This window comes from Enterobacter sp. N18-03635 (assembly GCF_004006055.1).
GTDB classification, from domain to species: Bacteria; Pseudomonadota; Gammaproteobacteria; order Enterobacterales; family Enterobacteriaceae; genus Enterobacter; species Enterobacter vonholyi.
Window position 1 is genome coordinate 4409129 of sequence record NZ_CP034769.1, and the last position, 16590, is coordinate 4425718.

Below are 16590 nucleotides of genomic sequence, written 5' to 3' on the forward strand. Positions count from 1 at the left end.
GAATATTTTTCATTTTTTTACTGCAGTTCTTAACGTCAAAACGGGGCTTTTTACATTCTGCGAGGAAGCTTCCACGGTTATGCAATTGTTTCAGCGTGCGCTTAAAATCTCTGAACAGGCGGCGTAAATCAGCAAAATGACGCTAAACAGACAAAAAAGGCGCTGGCATAGTCACCCCAGGAGGTAGTGCAAATGTCACTGTCAGTTGTTTATACGCGTGCGGCTCTCGGGGTAAAGGCACCGCTTGTTTCCGTTGAGGTTCATTTGAGTAATGGGCTACCCGGGCTCACGCTTGTCGGCTTACCTGAAACGACGGTTAAAGAGGCCAGGGATCGCGTTCGCAGCGCAATAATAAATAGCGGTTATACCTTCCCTGCGAAGAAGATCACCATCAACCTTGCTCCCGCCGATCTGCCTAAAGAGGGGGGACGATACGATTTACCTATCGCAATTGCCCTTCTCGCGGCTTCTGAGCAGCTTAATACGACAAGGCTAGGCTTGTATGAGTTCGTGGGTGAACTCGCGCTCACAGGCGCGTTAAGAGGCGTTCCCGGTGCGATATCAGGAGCGCTGGAGGCCATACGTGCCGGGCGGCAAATCATTGTCGCAAATGAAAACGCATCAGAAGTGAGTCTTATCGCCGAGAAAGGATGCCTCATCGCGGGACATTTACAGGAAGTTTGTGCCTGGCTGGAAGGACGACATGAACTGTCCGAGCCGGAGGAGTGTGACGATGTTATAACCGACGTCCCGGAGGATCTCAGCGAGATTATGGGGCAGGAGCAAGGGAAACGGGCGCTGGAGATTACGGCCGCAGGTGGGCACAATCTTCTGTTGATTGGTCCACCAGGTACGGGGAAAACGATGCTGGCGAGCAGGTTGAGTGGATTGCTTCCACCGCTCAATAATCATGAAGCGCTGGAAAGCGCAGCCATATATAGCCTCATCAGTTCTGCATCGCTGCAAAAACAGTGGCGCCGTCGCCCTTTTCGTTCCCCGCATCATAGCGCTTCACTGACGGCAATGGTCGGCGGCGGGTCTATCCCCGGGCCGGGAGAGATCTCTCTGGCCCATAATGGAATTCTATTTCTCGATGAGCTGCCCGAGTTTGAGCGCCGCGTGCTGGATGCACTGAGAGAACCTATTGAATCTGGCGAAATACATATCTCGCGCACGCGGGCCAAAATAAGCTATCCCGCGCAGTTTCAGCTGGTCGCGGCGATGAATCCCAGCCCGACGGGCCACTACCAGGGCAACCATAACCGCTGTACGCCGGAGCAAACGTTGCGCTATCTGGGTAAGTTATCCGGCCCGTTCCTTGACCGTTTCGATTTATCCCTCGAAATCCCCCTTCCTCCGCCGGGTCTGCTCAGGCAGACGGGTATCACGGGTGAAAGCTCAGCTGATGTACGCGAGCGGGTGATTGCGGCCCAGACGCGACAGTATGCTCGTCAGAACAGGCTAAATGCCCGGCTGGATAATGCCGGGATCCGGCAGTTTTGTTCCCTTAACAGTGAGGATGCGGGATGGCTGGAGGAAACGTTGACCCGCTTTGGGCTGTCTATACGTGCGTGGCAGCGTTTGCTAAAAGTGGCCAGAACCATTGCTGACGTGGAGGGGTGCACTGACATTGAGAGAAAGCATTTGCAGGAGGCGCTGAGCTACCGCGCTATCGATCGTTTGCTGCTGCATCTGCAGAAGTTGCTGGCATAAAAAAAGGGGCCGTAGCCCCTTCTCTTCATTTTAATCATCAGACTCGGTGTAGTCTTCTGCACCTTCCATCTGCGGCTTGCCACCAGACAGCGTATGGAAGCGCTTTGGACGCTTAATGCGTGCCATATACTTGATCCACACACGTTCCGCTTCAGACTGAGGCTCACGCTCACCACGGCAAACGGAAACAAACTGTTTTTCGTCTTCGGTCGCAGGTTCACGCTTACCCAGATCCAGCTCGTTAAAGGCATAACCATGGCGCTCAAGCAGTTGAGCTTCTTTGATGGTGAAATCGCCGTGACGAGAGAACCCGCGCGGATAATGTTTATTGTCGAAAAAACGATTAGTCGTCGTAAAGCTTTCCGCCATCCTACACGCTCCTAATTCTTTGGCCGAGCTATTTATGGCGCGGAGTATTAGTTACGCTTGACAGAGTGTAAAACAAAACATTTAAATCATAACGACAAATAATTTTGCGGAGAAAGATGTGGATACGGAATTGCTTAAAACTTTCCTTGAAGTGAGCAGAACACGCCACTTTGGGCGAGCAGCTGAAGCCCTTTACCTGACGCAGTCAGCAGTCAGTTTTCGTATTCGACAGCTGGAAAATCAACTGGGTGTGAATCTTTTTACTCGCCATCGTAACAATATTCGCTTAACGCCTGCCGGTGAGAAACTGCTGCCGTACGCAGAAACGCTCATGAATACCTGGCAGGCAGCACGTAAAGAGGTGGCGCATACTTCGAGGCATAATGAGTTCTCGATTGGGGCCAGCGCTTCTCTGTGGGAATGTATGCTAAGTCAGTGGCTTACCCGGCTGTATCATTCACACGGCCACCTGCAATTTGAAGCGAGAATTGCGCAACGGCAGTCGCTGGTTAAGCAGCTTCATGAGCGTCAGCTTGATCTTCTGATCACAACTGAAGCCCCCAAGATGGACGAATTTAGCAGCCAGATTGTAGGCCAGTTTGGTCTGGCGCTTTATGCCTCTGAACCTTCGATGATGAAGGCAGATCTGACCTATTTGCGCCTGGAATGGGGGCCAGATTTTCAGCAGCATGAGACTGGATTGATTGCACCTGATGATGTTCCACAGTTAACGACCAGCTCTGCGGAGATCGCCTGTCAGCAACTGCCCTTGCTGAGAGGATGTACCTGGTTACCTGTTCGCTGGGCAGACACTAAAGCGGGGCTGCATACGGTGATGGATTCCACCACGCTTACCAGACCGCTGTATGCGATTTGGCTGCAAAACAGTGATAAGCAAGCACAGATAAAAGATCTATTAAAAATCAATGTAATGGACTGATACATCAGCCAGCAGGAATGCTGGCTGAATATTAAGAAGAGGCATTTTTGCAGGATTTCAGGCAAAAAAAATCCTTTGCCGAAGCAAAGGATTATATATGGCAGGGGCGGAGAGACTCGAACTCGCGACACCCGGTTTTGGAGACCGGTGCTCTACCAACTGAGCTACGCCCCTAAAGTTTTTTGCCATTAAGCCTGCCCAAAAGGCAGGCTTAATGTCTTAATAAGTGGCGGAACGGACGGGACTCGAACCCGCGACCCCCTGCGTGACAGGCAGGTATTCTAACCGACTGAACTACCGCTCCACCGAAGACTGCTTGTAACCACCGGATTAATGCACCGGCTTACTACTTAATTTGATGCCTGGCAGTTCCCTACTCTCACATGGGGAGACCCCACACTACCATCGGCGCTACGGCGTTTCACTTCTGAGTTCGGCATGGGGTCAGGTGGGACCACCGCGCTAAAGCCGCCAGGCAAATTCTGTTAAATCTGTATCAGGCTGAAATTTGATTGTTCTGTCTCTTCGCCAAAACATCTTCGGCGTTGTAAGGTTAAGCCTCACGGTTCATTAGTATCGGTTAGCTCAACGCATCGCTGCGCTTACACACCCGACCTATCAACGTCATAGTCTTTAACGTTCCTTCAGGAGACTTAAAGTCTCAGGGAGAACTCATCTCGGGGCAAGTTTCGTGCTTAGATGCTTTCAGCACTTATCTTTTCCGCATTTAGCTACCGGGCAGTGCCATTGGCATGACAACCCGAACACCAGTGATGCGTCCACTCCGGTCCTCTCGTACTAGGAGCAGCCCCCCTCAATTCTCCAGCGCCCACGGCAGATAGGGACCGAACTGTCTCACGACGTTCTAAACCCAGCTCGCGTACCACTTTAAATGGCGAACAGCCATACCCTTGGGACCTACTTCAGCCCCAGGATGTGATGAGCCGACATCGAGGTGCCAAACACCGCCGTCGATATGAACTCTTGGGCGGTATCAGCCTGTTATCCCCGGAGTACCTTTTATCCGTTGAGCGATGGCCCTTCCATTCAGAACCACCGGATCACTATGACCTGCTTTCGCACCTGCTCGAGCCGTCACTCTCGCAGTCAAGCTAGCTTATGCCATTGCACTAACCTCCTGATGTCCGACCAGGATTAGCTAACCTTCGTGCTCCTCCGTTACTCTTTGGGAGGAGACCGCCCCAGTCAAACTACCCACCAGACACTGTCCGCAACCCGGATCACGGGTCTACGTTAGAACACCAGCCATTAAAGGGTGGTATTTCAAGGACGGCTCCACGCAGACTGGCGTCCACGCTTCAAAGCCTCCCACCTATCCTACACATCAAGGACCAGTGTTCAGTGTCAAGCTATAGTAAAGGTTCACGGGGTCTTTCCGTCTTGCCGCGGGTACACTGCATCTTCACAGCGAGTTCAATTTCACTGAGTCTCGGGTGGAGACAGCCTGGCCATCATTACGCCATTCGTGCAGGTCGGAACTTACCCGACAAGGAATTTCGCTACCTTAGGACCGTTATAGTTACGGCCGCCGTTTACCGGGGCTTCGATCAAGAGCTTCGCGTTACCGCTAACCCCATCAATTAACCTTCCGGCACCGGGCAGGCGTCACACCGTATACGTCCACTTTCGTGTTTGCACAGTGCTGTGTTTTTAATAAACAGTTGCAGCCAGCTGGTATCTTCGACTGATTTCAGCTCCACCCGCAGGGGCTTCACCTACATATCAGCGTGCCTTCTCCCGAAGTTACGGCACCATTTTGCCTAGTTCCTTCACCCGAGTTCTCTCAAGCGCCTTGGTATTCTCTACCTGACCACCTGTGTCGGTTTGGGGTACGATTTCGTGTTACCTGATGCTTAGAGGCTTTTCCTGGAAGCAGGGCATTTGTTACTTCAGCACCGTAGTGCCTCGTCATCACACCTCAGCGTTAATAAGGTACCGGATTTACCTGGAACCTCCGCCTACATGCTTAAACCGGGACAACCGTCGCCCGGCTAACATAGCCTTCTCCGTCCCCCCTTCGCAGTAACACCAAGTACAGGAATATTAACCTGTTTCCCATCGACTACGCCTTTCGGCCTCGCCTTAGGGGTCGACTCACCCTGCCCCGATTAACGTTGGACAGGAACCCTTGGTCTTCCGGCGAGCGGGCTTTTCACCCGCTTTATCGTTACTTATGTCAGCATTCGCACTTCTGATACCTCCAGCATGCCTCACAGCACACCTTCAACGGCTTACAGAACGCTCCCCTACCCAACAACGCATAAGCGTCGCTGCCGCAGCTTCGGTGCATGGTTTAGCCCCGTTACATCTTCCGCGCAGGCCGACTCGACCAGTGAGCTATTACGCTTTCTTTAAATGATGGCTGCTTCTAAGCCAACATCCTGGCTGTCTGTGCCTTCCCACATCGTTTCCCACTTAACCATGACTTTGGGACCTTAGCTGGCGGTCTGGGTTGTTTCCCTCTTCACGACGGACGTTAGCACCCGCCGTGTGTCTCCCGTGATAACATTCTTCGGTATTCGTAGTTTGCATCGGGTTGGTAAGCCGGGATGGCCCCCTAGCCGAAACAGTGCTCTACCCCCGAAGATGAGTTCACGAGGCGCTACCTAAATAGCTTTCGGGGAGAACCAGCTATCTCCCGGTTTGATTGGCCTTTCACCCCCAGCCACAAGTCATCCGCTAATTTTTCAACATTAGTCGGTTCGGTCCTCCAGTTAGTGTTACCCAACCTTCAACCTGCCCATGGCTAGATCACCGGGTTTCGGGTCTATACCCTGCAACTTAACGCCCAGTTAAGACTCGGTTTCCCTTCGGCTCCCCTATACGGTTAACCTTGCTACAGAATATAAGTCGCTGACCCATTATACAAAAGGTACGCAGTCACACCACGAAGGTGCTCCCACTGCTTGTACGTACACGGTTTCAGGTTCTTTTTCACTCCCCTCGCCGGGGTTCTTTTCGCCTTTCCCTCACGGTACTGGTTCACTATCGGTCAGTCAGGAGTATTTAGCCTTGGAGGATGGTCCCCCCATATTCAGACAGGATACCACGTGTCCCGCCCTACTCTTCGAGTTCACAGCCTGTGTGCTTTCGTGTACGGGACTGTCACCCTGTACCGTGCGACTTTCCAGACGCTTCCACTAACACACAAGCTGATTCAGACTCTGGGCTGCTCCCCGTTCGCTCGCCGCTACTGGGGGAATCTCGGTTGATTTCTTTTCCTCGGGGTACTTAGATGTTTCAGTTCCCCCGGTTCGCCTCGTTAACCTATGTATTCAGTTAACGATAGTGTGACGAATCACACTGGGTTTCCCCATTCGGACATCGCCGGGTCAAAGGTTCATATCACCTCGCCGGCGCTTTTCGCAGATTAGCACGTCCTTCATCGCCTCTGACTGCCAGGGCATCCACCGTGTACGCTTAGTCGCTTAACCTCACAACCCGAAGATGTTTCACTTCTGATTGCGAAAATTTGAGAGACTCGAACACACCATTAAGATGTGTCGTTTCAATTTTCAGCTTGATCCAGATTTTTAAAGAGCAAAACTTCGCAGTGCACCTTTTCAGGTTCACTCTGAAGTTTTCTTGTGTTTGCAGTAAAAGATGGTGGAGCTATGCGGGATCGAACCGCAGACCTCCTGCGTGCAAAGCAGGCGCTCTCCCAGCTGAGCTATAGCCCCATCGTTTTGCAATCTCTGTACCGCTCATCCTTTAAAAGGAGTTTGGTAGGCCTGAGTGGACTTGAACCACCGACCTCACCCTTATCAGGGGTGCGCTCTAACCACCTGAGCTACAAGCCTGCAGAGATTTTTACTGCTGTTTTTCATCAGACAATCTGTGTGAGCACTGCAAAGGCAGGTTCTTTAAGGTAAGGAGGTGATCCAACCGCAGGTTCCCCTACGGTTACCTTGTTACGACTTCACCCCAGTCATGAATCACAAAGTGGTAAGCGCCCTCCCGAAGGTTAAGCTACCTACTTCTTTTGCAACCCACTCCCATGGTGTGACGGGCGGTGTGTACAAGGCCCGGGAACGTATTCACCGTAGCATTCTGATCTACGATTACTAGCGATTCCGACTTCATGGAGTCGAGTTGCAGACTCCAATCCGGACTACGACGCACTTTATGAGGTCCGCTTGCTCTCGCGAGGTCGCTTCTCTTTGTATGCGCCATTGTAGCACGTGTGTAGCCCTACTCGTAAGGGCCATGATGACTTGACGTCATCCCCACCTTCCTCCAGTTTATCACTGGCAGTCTCCTTTGAGTTCCCGGCCTAACCGCTGGCAACAAAGGATAAGGGTTGCGCTCGTTGCGGGACTTAACCCAACATTTCACAACACGAGCTGACGACAGCCATGCAGCACCTGTCTCAGAGTTCCCGAAGGCACCAAAGCATCTCTGCTAAGTTCTCTGGATGTCAAGAGTAGGTAAGGTTCTTCGCGTTGCATCGAATTAAACCACATGCTCCACCGCTTGTGCGGGCCCCCGTCAATTCATTTGAGTTTTAACCTTGCGGCCGTACTCCCCAGGCGGTCGACTTAACGCGTTAGCTCCGGAAGCCACGCCTCAAGGGCACAACCTCCAAGTCGACATCGTTTACGGCGTGGACTACCAGGGTATCTAATCCTGTTTGCTCCCCACGCTTTCGCACCTGAGCGTCAGTCTTTGTCCAGGGGGCCGCCTTCGCCACCGGTATTCCTCCAGATCTCTACGCATTTCACCGCTACACCTGGAATTCTACCCCCCTCTACAAGACTCTAGCCTGCCAGTTTCGAATGCAGTTCCCAGGTTGAGCCCGGGGATTTCACATCCGACTTGACAGACCGCCTGCGTGCGCTTTACGCCCAGTAATTCCGATTAACGCTTGCACCCTCCGTATTACCGCGGCTGCTGGCACGGAGTTAGCCGGTGCTTCTTCTGCGGGTAACGTCAATCGACAAGGTTATTAACCTTATCGCCTTCCTCCCCGCTGAAAGTACTTTACAACCCGAAGGCCTTCTTCATACACGCGGCATGGCTGCATCAGGCTTGCGCCCATTGTGCAATATTCCCCACTGCTGCCTCCCGTAGGAGTCTGGACCGTGTCTCAGTTCCAGTGTGGCTGGTCATCCTCTCAGACCAGCTAGGGATCGTCGCCTAGGTGAGCCGTTACCCCACCTACTAGCTAATCCCATCTGGGCACATCTGATGGCAAGAGGCCCGAAGGTCCCCCTCTTTGGTCTTGCGACGTTATGCGGTATTAGCTACCGTTTCCAGTAGTTATCCCCCTCCATCAGGCAGTTTCCCAGACATTACTCACCCGTCCGCCGCTCGCCGGCAAAGTAGCAAGCTACTTTCCGCTGCCGCTCGACTTGCATGTGTTAGGCCTGCCGCCAGCGTTCAATCTGAGCCATGATCAAACTCTTCAATTTAAGTTTGATGCTCGTGAATTAAACTTCGTAATGAATTACGTATGTTCACTCAGAGACTTGGTATTCATTTTTCGTCCGAGGACGTTAAGAATCCATGTCACTTTGAGTGCCCACACAGATTGTCTGATAAATTGTTAAAGAGCAGTGCAACGCGGCTTTCGCTCACCGTTGCGAGGTCCCGTATATTACGTTTTCCTCGTTCAGAGTCAAGTGATTATTTTCGCTTTTCTCTGCTGGCGTTCATCTCTGAACCCCGCTAACCCGGCGGCCTGTAAGCCGTTGTTCCGTGTCAGTGGAGGCGCATTATAGGGAGTTCTCAGACGTTGACAACCCCTCTTTTAAAAAAAACTTTCAACCGTCTCTTTTTTGCTCAAAACCGTGCTATAGCGCCAGTTTTTCAAGCGTTTCAAAGCCATAACGGCGTAAAACGGGTAAAAGTTGCTCAGTCTCTTTCGTGATAGCCATACAAAACGCGATATTCGCATCGGTAGATTTCGCATCCGGCGCTTCGTGTTCCAGCAGCCAGGCAGTACGACGAGCGATAGCCGCACCCGAATCCACCAGGCGCGTCCCCTCCGGTAACACCTCCAATAACTCTTCCTGTAATAGCGGGAAGTGGGTACAGCCCAGCACAACGGTATCCGGAGGTTCGGGCATCCGCAGCCACGGACGAAGAATACGACGCAGCTCGTCGAGTGATACCGCCTTTCCATGCAGCTTCGCTTCGGCCATCTCCACCAGCTCGGCCGAGCCCAGCATCGCAATCTGACATTCGTTAGCAAAACGGTCGATCAGCTCGCGGGTATAAGGACGCTTTACCGTGCCTCGCGTTGCCAGCAAACCCACTATGCCGTTCGCCGTCAGACGCGCGGCAGGCTTTATTGCAGGGACGACGCCCACAACCGGGAACTGGAATTTTTCACGCAGGGCGGGAAGAGAAACGGTGCTCGCCGTATTACAGGCGATGACGGCCAGCGCAAGGGGATAGCGTTTTTGTACCGCAGTGACGATTTCAACCACACGCTCAACAATAAAATTTTCGCTCTTTTCCCCATACGGGAAAGCGACGTTATCGAAGGCGTAGATGTAATGGAGATCCGGCAGGAGATGCCGAATCTCATCATAGACCGAAAGCCCACCGACGCCGGAATCAAACACCAGCACGGTGGGACGCGGATTAGAAGGTGTAGCTGCCAGACAAGGTGTATTCCCGTCCTGCAGTTTGGTAGCCATAAACTGTCTCGTAATCTTTATCGAACAGGTTGGCTATTTTACCACGAACTGTGAGATGTGAGGTGACAGGATACGAAACTGCGACATCCCAAAGGCTGACACCGCCCATTTTCACGCGTTCTGACGAATAGGTGTCAGGATCAATCGCGACATCATAGCGGGTGCCCAGATAACGGTAGGCAAGGTTCCAGTCGAGATCCCATACCTGCCAGTCAAGCTGGTACTTAACCTGCTGCTTAGAACGGCGGGCCAGTACTTCGTTGGTTTTGGCATTACGCGGGTCGACGTAATCATATGAAATCTGATGTCCGACCGGGCCAGTATCGAACTGTGCCGTCGCTTCCACACCTTTAATACGTGCTTCGTCAACATTGTAGTAACGATACGTATGCGGATCGCTGTTAATAAGATTATCAATGTCATTGCGATAGCCGGTGATACGCCAGTTGACCGGTCCCGTCAGACCTTCAAAGCCCCCTTCCCACTGCTTACTCTCTTCCGGTTTGAGGTCCGGGTTACCATAAGAGGCGCTGTGGATCTGGCTCATGGTTGGTGCTTTAAATGCGGTACCGTAGGAGGCAATCACGCGATAGCCATCCACAAACTCCCACGCCGCGCTGGTTTGCCATGTGCCATGGTTACCAAAGTTGGAGTTGTCGTCATTACGCGCCGCCGCTTCCAGCGTCACGCTGCTGAACTGCTGCATTGCCGAAACAAACACGCCGGTATTGCGTTGCTCGTAACCTTTATCCAGGTAGCCCGTTCCGGCCTGCGTCTTCTGCTTTTGCCAGTCCAGACCTGCGCCAATGTTGCCGTGACCGACTTCCACGGTGTTGAGCCATTGGGTGGTGTACTGCTTCACGTCATCCATGGTGGCGGAATCAGCGTAACGCCCTTTCTTCGGATCATAGTTCTGATCTTTACTGCGACCGTAACCCGCGACCAGCTGTGACTGGAAAATCCCCTGGTTGTAACGCAGACCGGTATCCCAGTTCTGGCTATAGAGCTGGCGAGTATCAGGTCGTCCATCCACCATAAAGTTGTCGTCGTAGTGATCGTAACCGTCGTACGCGGTGCGGTTGTCATAACCAAAGCCACGGAAGAAGCCGCTCACGCTGTCGGTAATCTGCTGTTCCACAGAGCCGTACAGCGATTTACTCATAAAGCCATCGCGGTCCGGCTGGCGCGGAGCATCTTTGGCATCAATATCAAAACCACGGGTATAGGTGTAGTTACCCGCCATGGTGATTTTGGTTTTATCCAGCACCTGCTGGAAAGCGCCGTCATAGGTCTGATAACCCTTAGAGCCGACGCCCGCTGAGATTTCCGCACCCGGCTTGTCACGTCCGGTGATGATGTTGATCACGCCGCCAATCGCATCGGAGCCATACAGGGCCGAACGCGGACCACCGATGTACTCAATACGCTGAATCAGCGAGGTCGGGATTTGGCTCAGATCGGGAACGTTGCTGATCCCGGCGTTATTCAAAGGAATACCGTCAATCAGCACCAGCACATGGCGAGATTCCGTTCCGCGAATAAAAGTCGAAGAGTTCGAGCCCATTCCACCGCTTTGCGCGATATCCACGCCAGGCAGACGTGACATGATTTCCACCACGCTCTTTGCCTGCCAGCGCTCAATGTCTTCACGCGTCACGACGGACGTCGGTGCCAGAACAGTTTTTGCCGGTTGTTCAAAACGATTTGCCGTCACCACCAACGAGTCTGCGCTATCCTGCGCCCAGCCCGAAAATGCCGTGACGGACAACGCCGTCAACAGCGATACTTTTTTAATCATTGTTAAAGCATCCACAATATAAGAAGGATGCCGCAGGCCTCATCGATAGCACGCGATGATGAAACCAAATGCGACGTGATCCCGGCAGGTCTTCGGGCTAGGTGGCTATATAAGGATGAAGACTTCCCATTTTCACAGTGTCTACAACGCTCATCCCGCCAGTCTTTACCGCTGCGCGTCAGCTCCAGATTTACACTGGATTCCCTTTTCACTCTCAGGAGACCGGAAACAGAATGCTACAATTAGACACGTATGGATGTCCAGACAGCTATTGCCCATTAAATCTGGACATCCCCTGAACAATGCCTACAATCGCCGCGTAATTCTTTATCACTCAGGACGCATCATGACCCCAGAACACCTCCCGACAGAACAGTACGACGCGCAGCTGGCAGAAAAAGTTGTCCGCCTGCAAAGTATGATGACGCCTTTCAACGCGCCCGTTCCCGAGGTGTTCCGCTCTCCAGTCAGCCACTACCGCATGCGCGCCGAATTCCGCATCTGGCACGACGGTGACGACCTGTACCACATCATTTTCGATCAGCAGACGAAGTCCCGTATCCGCGTGGACAGCTTCCCGGCAGCGAGTGAGCTTATCAACCAGCTGATGACGCTGATAATGGACGGCGTGCGCAACAATCCGATGCTGCGTAACAAGCTGTTCCAGATTGACTACCTGACCACGCAAAGCAATCAGGCGATTGTCTCCCTGCTGTACCACAAAGCCCTGAACGACGAGTGGCGCGAGCAGGCAGAAGCGCTGCGCGATGCGCTACGGGCGCAGAACATCAACGTTCACCTGATTGGCCGGGCGACAAAAACCAAAATCATGCTGGATCAGGACTACGTCGACGAGCGCCTGCCTGTGGCGGGTAAAGAGATGGTCTATCGTCAGGTGGAAAACAGCTTCACCCAGCCGAATGCCGCGATGAACGTGCAGATGCTGGAGTGGGCGCTGAAGGTGACGGAAGGGTCAACGGGCGATCTGCTTGAGCTCTACTGCGGTAACGGCAATTTCTCGCTGGCGCTGGCGCGTAATTTCGACCGCGTCCTCGCAACGGAAATCGCCAAGCCGTCGGTAGCCGCCGCGCAGTACAATATTGCCGCTAACCATATCGACAACGTGCAGATCATTCGTATGGCCGCGGAAGAATTCACGCAGGCGATGAACGGCGTACGCCAGTTTAACCGCCTGGAAGGGATCGATCTGAAGAGCTACCAGTGTGAGACGATTTTTGTAGACCCGCCGCGCAGTGGCCTGGACAGCGAAACCAAGAAGATGGTGCAGGCGTACCCGCGTATTTTGTACATCTCCTGTAATCCGGAGACCCTGTGCAAGAACCTGGAAACGTTAGGCCAGACGCACAAGGTTGAACGTCTGGCACTGTTCGATCAGTTCCCGTATACGCACCATATGGAGTGCGGCGTACTTCTGACGGCTAAGTAAATATCCGGCATTTTGGCAGGTGGCGCTTCGCTTACCTGCCCTACAAAATTCTCTACTCCGGTAACTGGCTCTTGCGGCTACGCATGCGCGAGCCAATCCAGAACACCAGCGCCACAGACAGTACCGCAGGGAAGAAGTTAGAGCCGATATCCGGATACTCCGCGCGAACCACGGTGCTATACAGCAATACGCCCAGAATAAAGCAGGCAGCGGCCAGCCCCGGTAACCCCACCGGCATGGTGCGGTTCAGGTAACGTTGATGCAGGCAGTAAACCGTCAGCACCAGCGCTATAAGCGGGAAAATCGAAAATGGAACGATTGAGCTAAAAATAGCGGCAAACGTACCATTAATGGATAAGCCAGCGATCAATGCCAGCAACAGCGTCCCTTTATCCTGACCTGACTGTTTCATTACTCACCTTCACTCTTCGGTTTGATGTGCCAGTTTCTCTTGTTCACGGCGATACCAGTAGTACGCGCCTTTGGAGATCATCCTGAGCTGCAATACCAGTCGCTCTTCGAGCTGCTTGCGTTGTTCAATGCTGACGTCCAGCGCTTCGGCACCCGCGCTGAAAACAATCGTCACCATCGCCTCAGCCTGTGCTTCAGTAAAGGCACGCGGCATATGGTTTTCGAGTTCAAGATAGTCGGCAAGTTCCGCGATGAAATGCTGAATTTCACGCGCGACGGCGGCACGAAACGCCGCCGATGTGCCCGAACGCTCGCGCAGAAGCAGACGAAACGCGTTGGGGTTATTGCCGATAAATTCCATAAAGGTCGATACGGAGGTGCGGATCACGCTGCCCCCTTTGGCGATACGCTGACGCGCCTGGCGCATCAGCTGGCGCAGCATCAGACCGCTCTCGTCGACCATAGTCAGGCCCAGTTCATCCACATCACGGAAATGACGATAGAAGGACGTTGGCGCAATCCCGGCCTCGCGTGCGACTTCGCGCAGGCTCAAACTGGCAAAACTCCGCTCAGCACTCAGTTGACTGAATGCGGCTTCCACCAGCGAACGCCGGGTTTTCTCTTTTTGTTGTGCTCTTACGCCCATCACGATAGTTGAATCCTTCCAAAGGCCTGATGGCACTATACCAGAGAATAAAATTAATCTGTTTGTCTGGCTTTGTGAATGATTGTTTACGTGCGGTTTGTGCTCCACTGCCGGAAAAAAGCACAACGATAATTGGGTTACTCCGGCAATGATGTTATGATTCTGTTGCTTTTATGTATAAGAACAGGTAAGCCTTACCATGCCACATTCCTACGATTACGACGCAATAGTTATTGGTTCCGGCCCCGGCGGCGAAGGTGCTGCTATGGGTCTGGTGAAACAGGGAGCCAGAGTAGCGGTCATCGAGCGCTACCATAATGTCGGCGGCGGTTGCACCCACTGGGGCACCATCCCTTCGAAAGCCCTCCGCCACGCCGTTAGCCGCATTATCGAATTTAACCAGAACCCTCTTTACAGCGACCACTCCCGACTTCTTCGTTCATCCTTTGCTGACATCCTGAATCACGCGGACACCGTTATTAACCAGCAGACACGCATGCGTCAGGGATTTTATGAGCGTAACCACTGTGAAATTTTGCAGGGCAACGCGCATTTTGTGGATGAACACACCCTGGCACTCGAATGCCACGACGGTTCGGTTGAAACCATCACGGCTGAAAAATTTGTGATTGCCTGCGGTTCACGCCCGTACCATCCCGCCGACGTCGATTTCTCGCACCCGCGCGTCTACGACAGCGATTCGATTCTGAGCCTGCACCATGAACCCCGCCACGTCATTATCTATGGCGCAGGGGTCATTGGTTGCGAATATGCGTCGATCTTCCGCGGGATGGACGTCAAAGTTGACCTGATCAACACCCGCGACCGCCTGCTGGCTTTCCTCGATCAGGAGATGTCTGACTCCCTCTCCTACCACTTCTGGAACAGCGGCGTGGTGATTCGCCACAACGAAGAGTACGAGAAAATTGAAGGCTGTGACGACGGGGTGATCATGCACCTGAAGTCCGGCAAGAAGCTGAAAGCAGACTGCCTGCTGTACGCCAACGGCCGTACCGGCAACACCGATTCCCTGCAGCTGGAAAATATCGGGCTTGAGACCGACAGCCGTGGTCAGCTCAAGGTCAACAGCATGTATCAGACCGCCCTGCCGCACGTCTACGCGGTCGGCGACGTGATTGGCTACCCGAGCCTGGCCTCTGCTGCCTACGATCAGGGCCGAATTGCCGCTCAGGCGCTGGTGAAGGGTGAAGCAACGGCGCACCTGATTGAAGATATTCCGACGGGCATCTATACCATCCCGGAAATCAGTTCAGTCGGGAAAACCGAGCAGCAGCTAACGTCAATGAAGGTGCCTTACGAGGTGGGTCGTGCGCAGTTTAAACATCTGGCGCGGGCGCAAATCGTGGGGATGAGCGTGGGAACGCTGAAAATTCTGTTCCATCGCGAGACGAAAGAGATCCTCGGGATTCACTGCTTCGGTGAACGCGCCGCGGAAATCATTCATATCGGCCAGGCAATCATGGAGCAGAAAGGTGGTGGTAACACCATTGAGTACTTCGTCAACACCACCTTTAACTACCCGACCATGGCGGAAGCCTATCGGGTAGCCGCGCTGAACGGCTTAAACCGCCTGTTTTAACGCGCTGTCAAAATGGCCATCCATTGCACCGCGGATGGCCTCTGCCAGCTGCTCATAGCGGCTGCGCAGCGGTGAACCCGGACGATAAACCAGGCCAATCGTACGACGCGGTTCCGGCTTAATGCACGGCAGATAGACCACGCCATCACGTTTACGCTCGTGCGGCACCGCCAGCGCAGGCAGAAGCGTAATACCGCTTCCCGCCGCCACCATATTACGCAGCGTTTCCAGACTGGTTGCCCGGAAATGGGTATCTTCATCGGCACCCGCTTCGAAGCAGAAGCCCATAGCCTGGTCGCGCAGGCAGTGGCCATCTTCCAGCATCAGCAGCTTTTCACCGGCCAGATCGGCCATCGGCACGCGATCGCGGTTCGCCCACGGGTGATCTTCGTAGATCGCCAGCATCATTGGCTCATCGAACAGCGGCACTTCAATAAAAGCTTCACTCTCTTTTACCAGTGCCAGAATAGCGCAGTCGAGCTTGCCGCTGTCCAGCTGCGCCAGCAGCTGATGGGTTTGCGCTTCGTGCAGGTACATTTCGAGTTTCGGGAACGTCTGGTGCAGCATCGGAATGATGTGCGGCAACAGGTACGGGCCAACGGTTGGGATCAGGCCAATATGCAGCGGGCCGGACATGGCCTCCCCCTGCTGGCTTGCCATTTCCTTGAGCACTTTGACCTCGCGCAGCACGGTGCGCGCCTGATCCACCAGCAGAAGACCTGCCTGTGTGAACAGAACCTTACGGCTGGTGCGCTCCAGCAGCATCACGCCCAGCTCGTCTTCCAGCTTGCGGATCTGGCCGCTCAGCGTGGGCTGGCTGACGTGGCAGGAATCTGCCGCGCGGCGAAAGTGACGATGCTCGGCTAACGCTACCAGGTATTCAAGATCACGAATATTCATTATTCATCCTCCGTCGCCACGATAGTTCATGGCGATAGATAGCATAGCAACGAACGATTATCCCTATCAAGCATTCTGTTGAATAATACACCACATAGACG

General features: G+C 53.4%; 10 protein-coding genes, 4 tRNA genes, 3 rRNA genes and 1 riboswitch. Of the genes, 4 read left to right on the forward strand and 13 right to left on the reverse strand.

The annotated features are described in order from the left end of the window. Positions 1-192: 192 nt before the first annotated feature. Positions 193-1713, forward strand: a complete 1521-nt coding sequence (locus tag ELK40_RS21935; RefSeq protein ID WP_127732614.1) for a YifB family Mg chelatase-like AAA ATPase — start codon at positions 193-195, stop codon at positions 1711-1713. 30 nt (positions 1714-1743) lie between these two features. Here the strand turns inward: ELK40_RS21935 and ELK40_RS21940 are convergent, their stop codons facing one another. Further along, positions 1744-2082 (reverse strand): DUF413 domain-containing protein, encoded by a 339-nt coding sequence (locus tag ELK40_RS21940; protein WP_008501577.1) that lies wholly within the window; start codon positions 2080-2082, stop codon positions 1744-1746. 118 nt (positions 2083-2200) lie between these two features. On the opposite strand from ELK40_RS21940, the gene hdfR reads away from it, so the two are divergent. After that, positions 2201-3022 carry an HTH-type transcriptional regulator HdfR gene (gene hdfR, locus ELK40_RS21945; protein ID WP_127732616.1) on the forward strand — a complete coding sequence of 274 codons (822 nt, stop codon included), beginning with the start codon at positions 2201-2203 and terminating at the stop codon, positions 3020-3022. A 98-nt stretch (positions 3023-3120) separates the two neighbouring features. Here the strand turns inward: hdfR and ELK40_RS21950 are convergent. The 9 genes from ELK40_RS21950 to btuB form a co-directional block, all read right to left on the reverse strand. Beyond that, a tRNA-Trp gene (locus tag ELK40_RS21950) sits at positions 3121-3196 on the reverse strand. A gap of 53 nt (positions 3197-3249) precedes the next feature. Further along, positions 3250-3326, reverse strand: a tRNA-Asp gene (locus ELK40_RS21955). Positions 3327-3382: 56 nt separating this feature from the next. Continuing rightward, a 5S ribosomal RNA gene (gene rrf / locus ELK40_RS21960) occupies positions 3383-3498 on the reverse strand. 73 nt (positions 3499-3571) lie between these two features. After that, positions 3572-6477 (reverse strand): 23S ribosomal RNA (locus ELK40_RS21965). Positions 6478-6647: 170 nt separating this feature from the next. After that, positions 6648-6723, reverse strand: a tRNA-Ala gene (locus tag ELK40_RS21970). Between the two features lie 43 nt (positions 6724-6766). Then, a tRNA-Ile gene (locus tag ELK40_RS21975) sits at positions 6767-6843 on the reverse strand. Between the two features lie 69 nt (positions 6844-6912). Continuing rightward, positions 6913-8454, reverse strand: a 16S ribosomal RNA gene (locus tag ELK40_RS21980). Together the 16S, 23S and 5S rRNA genes with 4 tRNA genes alongside form the textbook arrangement of a ribosomal RNA operon. Positions 8455-8835: 381 nt before the next feature. Beyond that, positions 8836-9687: a glutamate racemase gene (gene murI, locus ELK40_RS21985; protein ID WP_127732618.1), complete on the reverse strand. Its 852-nt coding sequence runs from the start codon at positions 9685-9687 to the stop codon at positions 8836-8838. Next, complete coding sequence (gene btuB / locus ELK40_RS21990; RefSeq protein WP_127732619.1) at positions 9632-11485, reverse strand: TonB-dependent vitamin B12 receptor BtuB; 1854 nt, start codon at positions 11483-11485, stop codon at positions 9632-9634. Before btuB ends, murI begins: the two co-directional genes overlap by 56 nt. Before the next feature lie 65 nt (positions 11486-11550). Further along, positions 11551-11727, reverse strand: a riboswitch (cobalamin riboswitch). Positions 11728-11831: 104 nt separating this feature from the next. Between btuB and trmA the strand changes: the two genes are divergently transcribed. Then, entirely contained in the window at positions 11832-12932 is a 1101-nt protein-coding gene (gene trmA, locus ELK40_RS21995; protein WP_127732621.1) for a tRNA (uridine(54)-C5)-methyltransferase TrmA, read from the forward strand. 52 nt (positions 12933-12984) lie between these two features. On the opposite strand, the gene ELK40_RS22000 is transcribed toward trmA, so the two are convergent. Both ELK40_RS22000 and fabR read right to left on the reverse strand, forming a co-directional pair. Continuing rightward, entirely contained in the window at positions 12985-13344 is a 360-nt protein-coding gene (locus ELK40_RS22000; protein ID WP_008501783.1) for a YijD family membrane protein, read from the reverse strand. Between the two features lie 9 nt (positions 13345-13353). Then, entirely contained in the window at positions 13354-13992 is a 639-nt protein-coding gene (gene fabR, locus ELK40_RS22005) for an HTH-type transcriptional repressor FabR (protein WP_008501784.1), read from the reverse strand. A 196-nt stretch (positions 13993-14188) separates the two neighbouring features. Here fabR and sthA point away from each other — a divergent pair, with 196 nt between their 5' ends. Then, positions 14189-15589, forward strand: a complete 1401-nt coding sequence (sthA, locus tag ELK40_RS22010) for a Si-specific NAD(P)(+) transhydrogenase (protein WP_008501785.1) — start codon at positions 14189-14191, stop codon at positions 15587-15589. On the opposite strand, the gene oxyR is transcribed toward sthA, so the two are convergent. Further along, on the reverse strand, positions 15572-16489 hold the full coding sequence (oxyR, locus tag ELK40_RS22015; protein ID WP_008501786.1) for a DNA-binding transcriptional regulator OxyR: 918 nt from the start codon (positions 16487-16489) through the stop codon (positions 15572-15574). The genes sthA and oxyR overlap by 18 nt on opposite strands. Positions 16490-16590 lie beyond the last annotated feature (101 nt).

Bases quoted from the DNA above. Each gene is read 5' to 3' on its own strand.
- ELK40_RS21935 (WP_127732614.1), top strand. From the start codon at position 193: ATGTCACTGTCAGTTGTTTATACGCGTGCGGCTCTCGGGGTAAAGGCA.
- ELK40_RS21940 (WP_008501577.1), bottom strand. From the start codon at position 2,082: ATGGCGGAAAGCTTTACGACGACTAATCGTTTTTTCGACAATAAACAT.
- murI (WP_127732618.1), bottom strand. From the start codon at position 9,687: ATGGCTACCAAACTGCAGGACGGGAATACACCTTGTCTGGCAGCTACA.
- btuB (WP_127732619.1), bottom strand. From the start codon at position 11,485: ATGATTAAAAAAGTATCGCTGTTGACGGCGTTGTCCGTCACGGCATTT.
- trmA (WP_127732621.1), top strand. From the start codon at position 11,832: ATGACCCCAGAACACCTCCCGACAGAACAGTACGACGCGCAGCTGGCA.
- ELK40_RS22000 (WP_008501783.1), bottom strand. From the start codon at position 13,344: ATGAAACAGTCAGGTCAGGATAAAGGGACGCTGTTGCTGGCATTGATC.
- sthA (WP_008501785.1), top strand. From the start codon at position 14,189: ATGCCACATTCCTACGATTACGACGCAATAGTTATTGGTTCCGGCCCC.
- oxyR (WP_008501786.1), bottom strand. From the start codon at position 16,489: ATGAATATTCGTGATCTTGAATACCTGGTAGCGTTAGCCGAGCATCGT.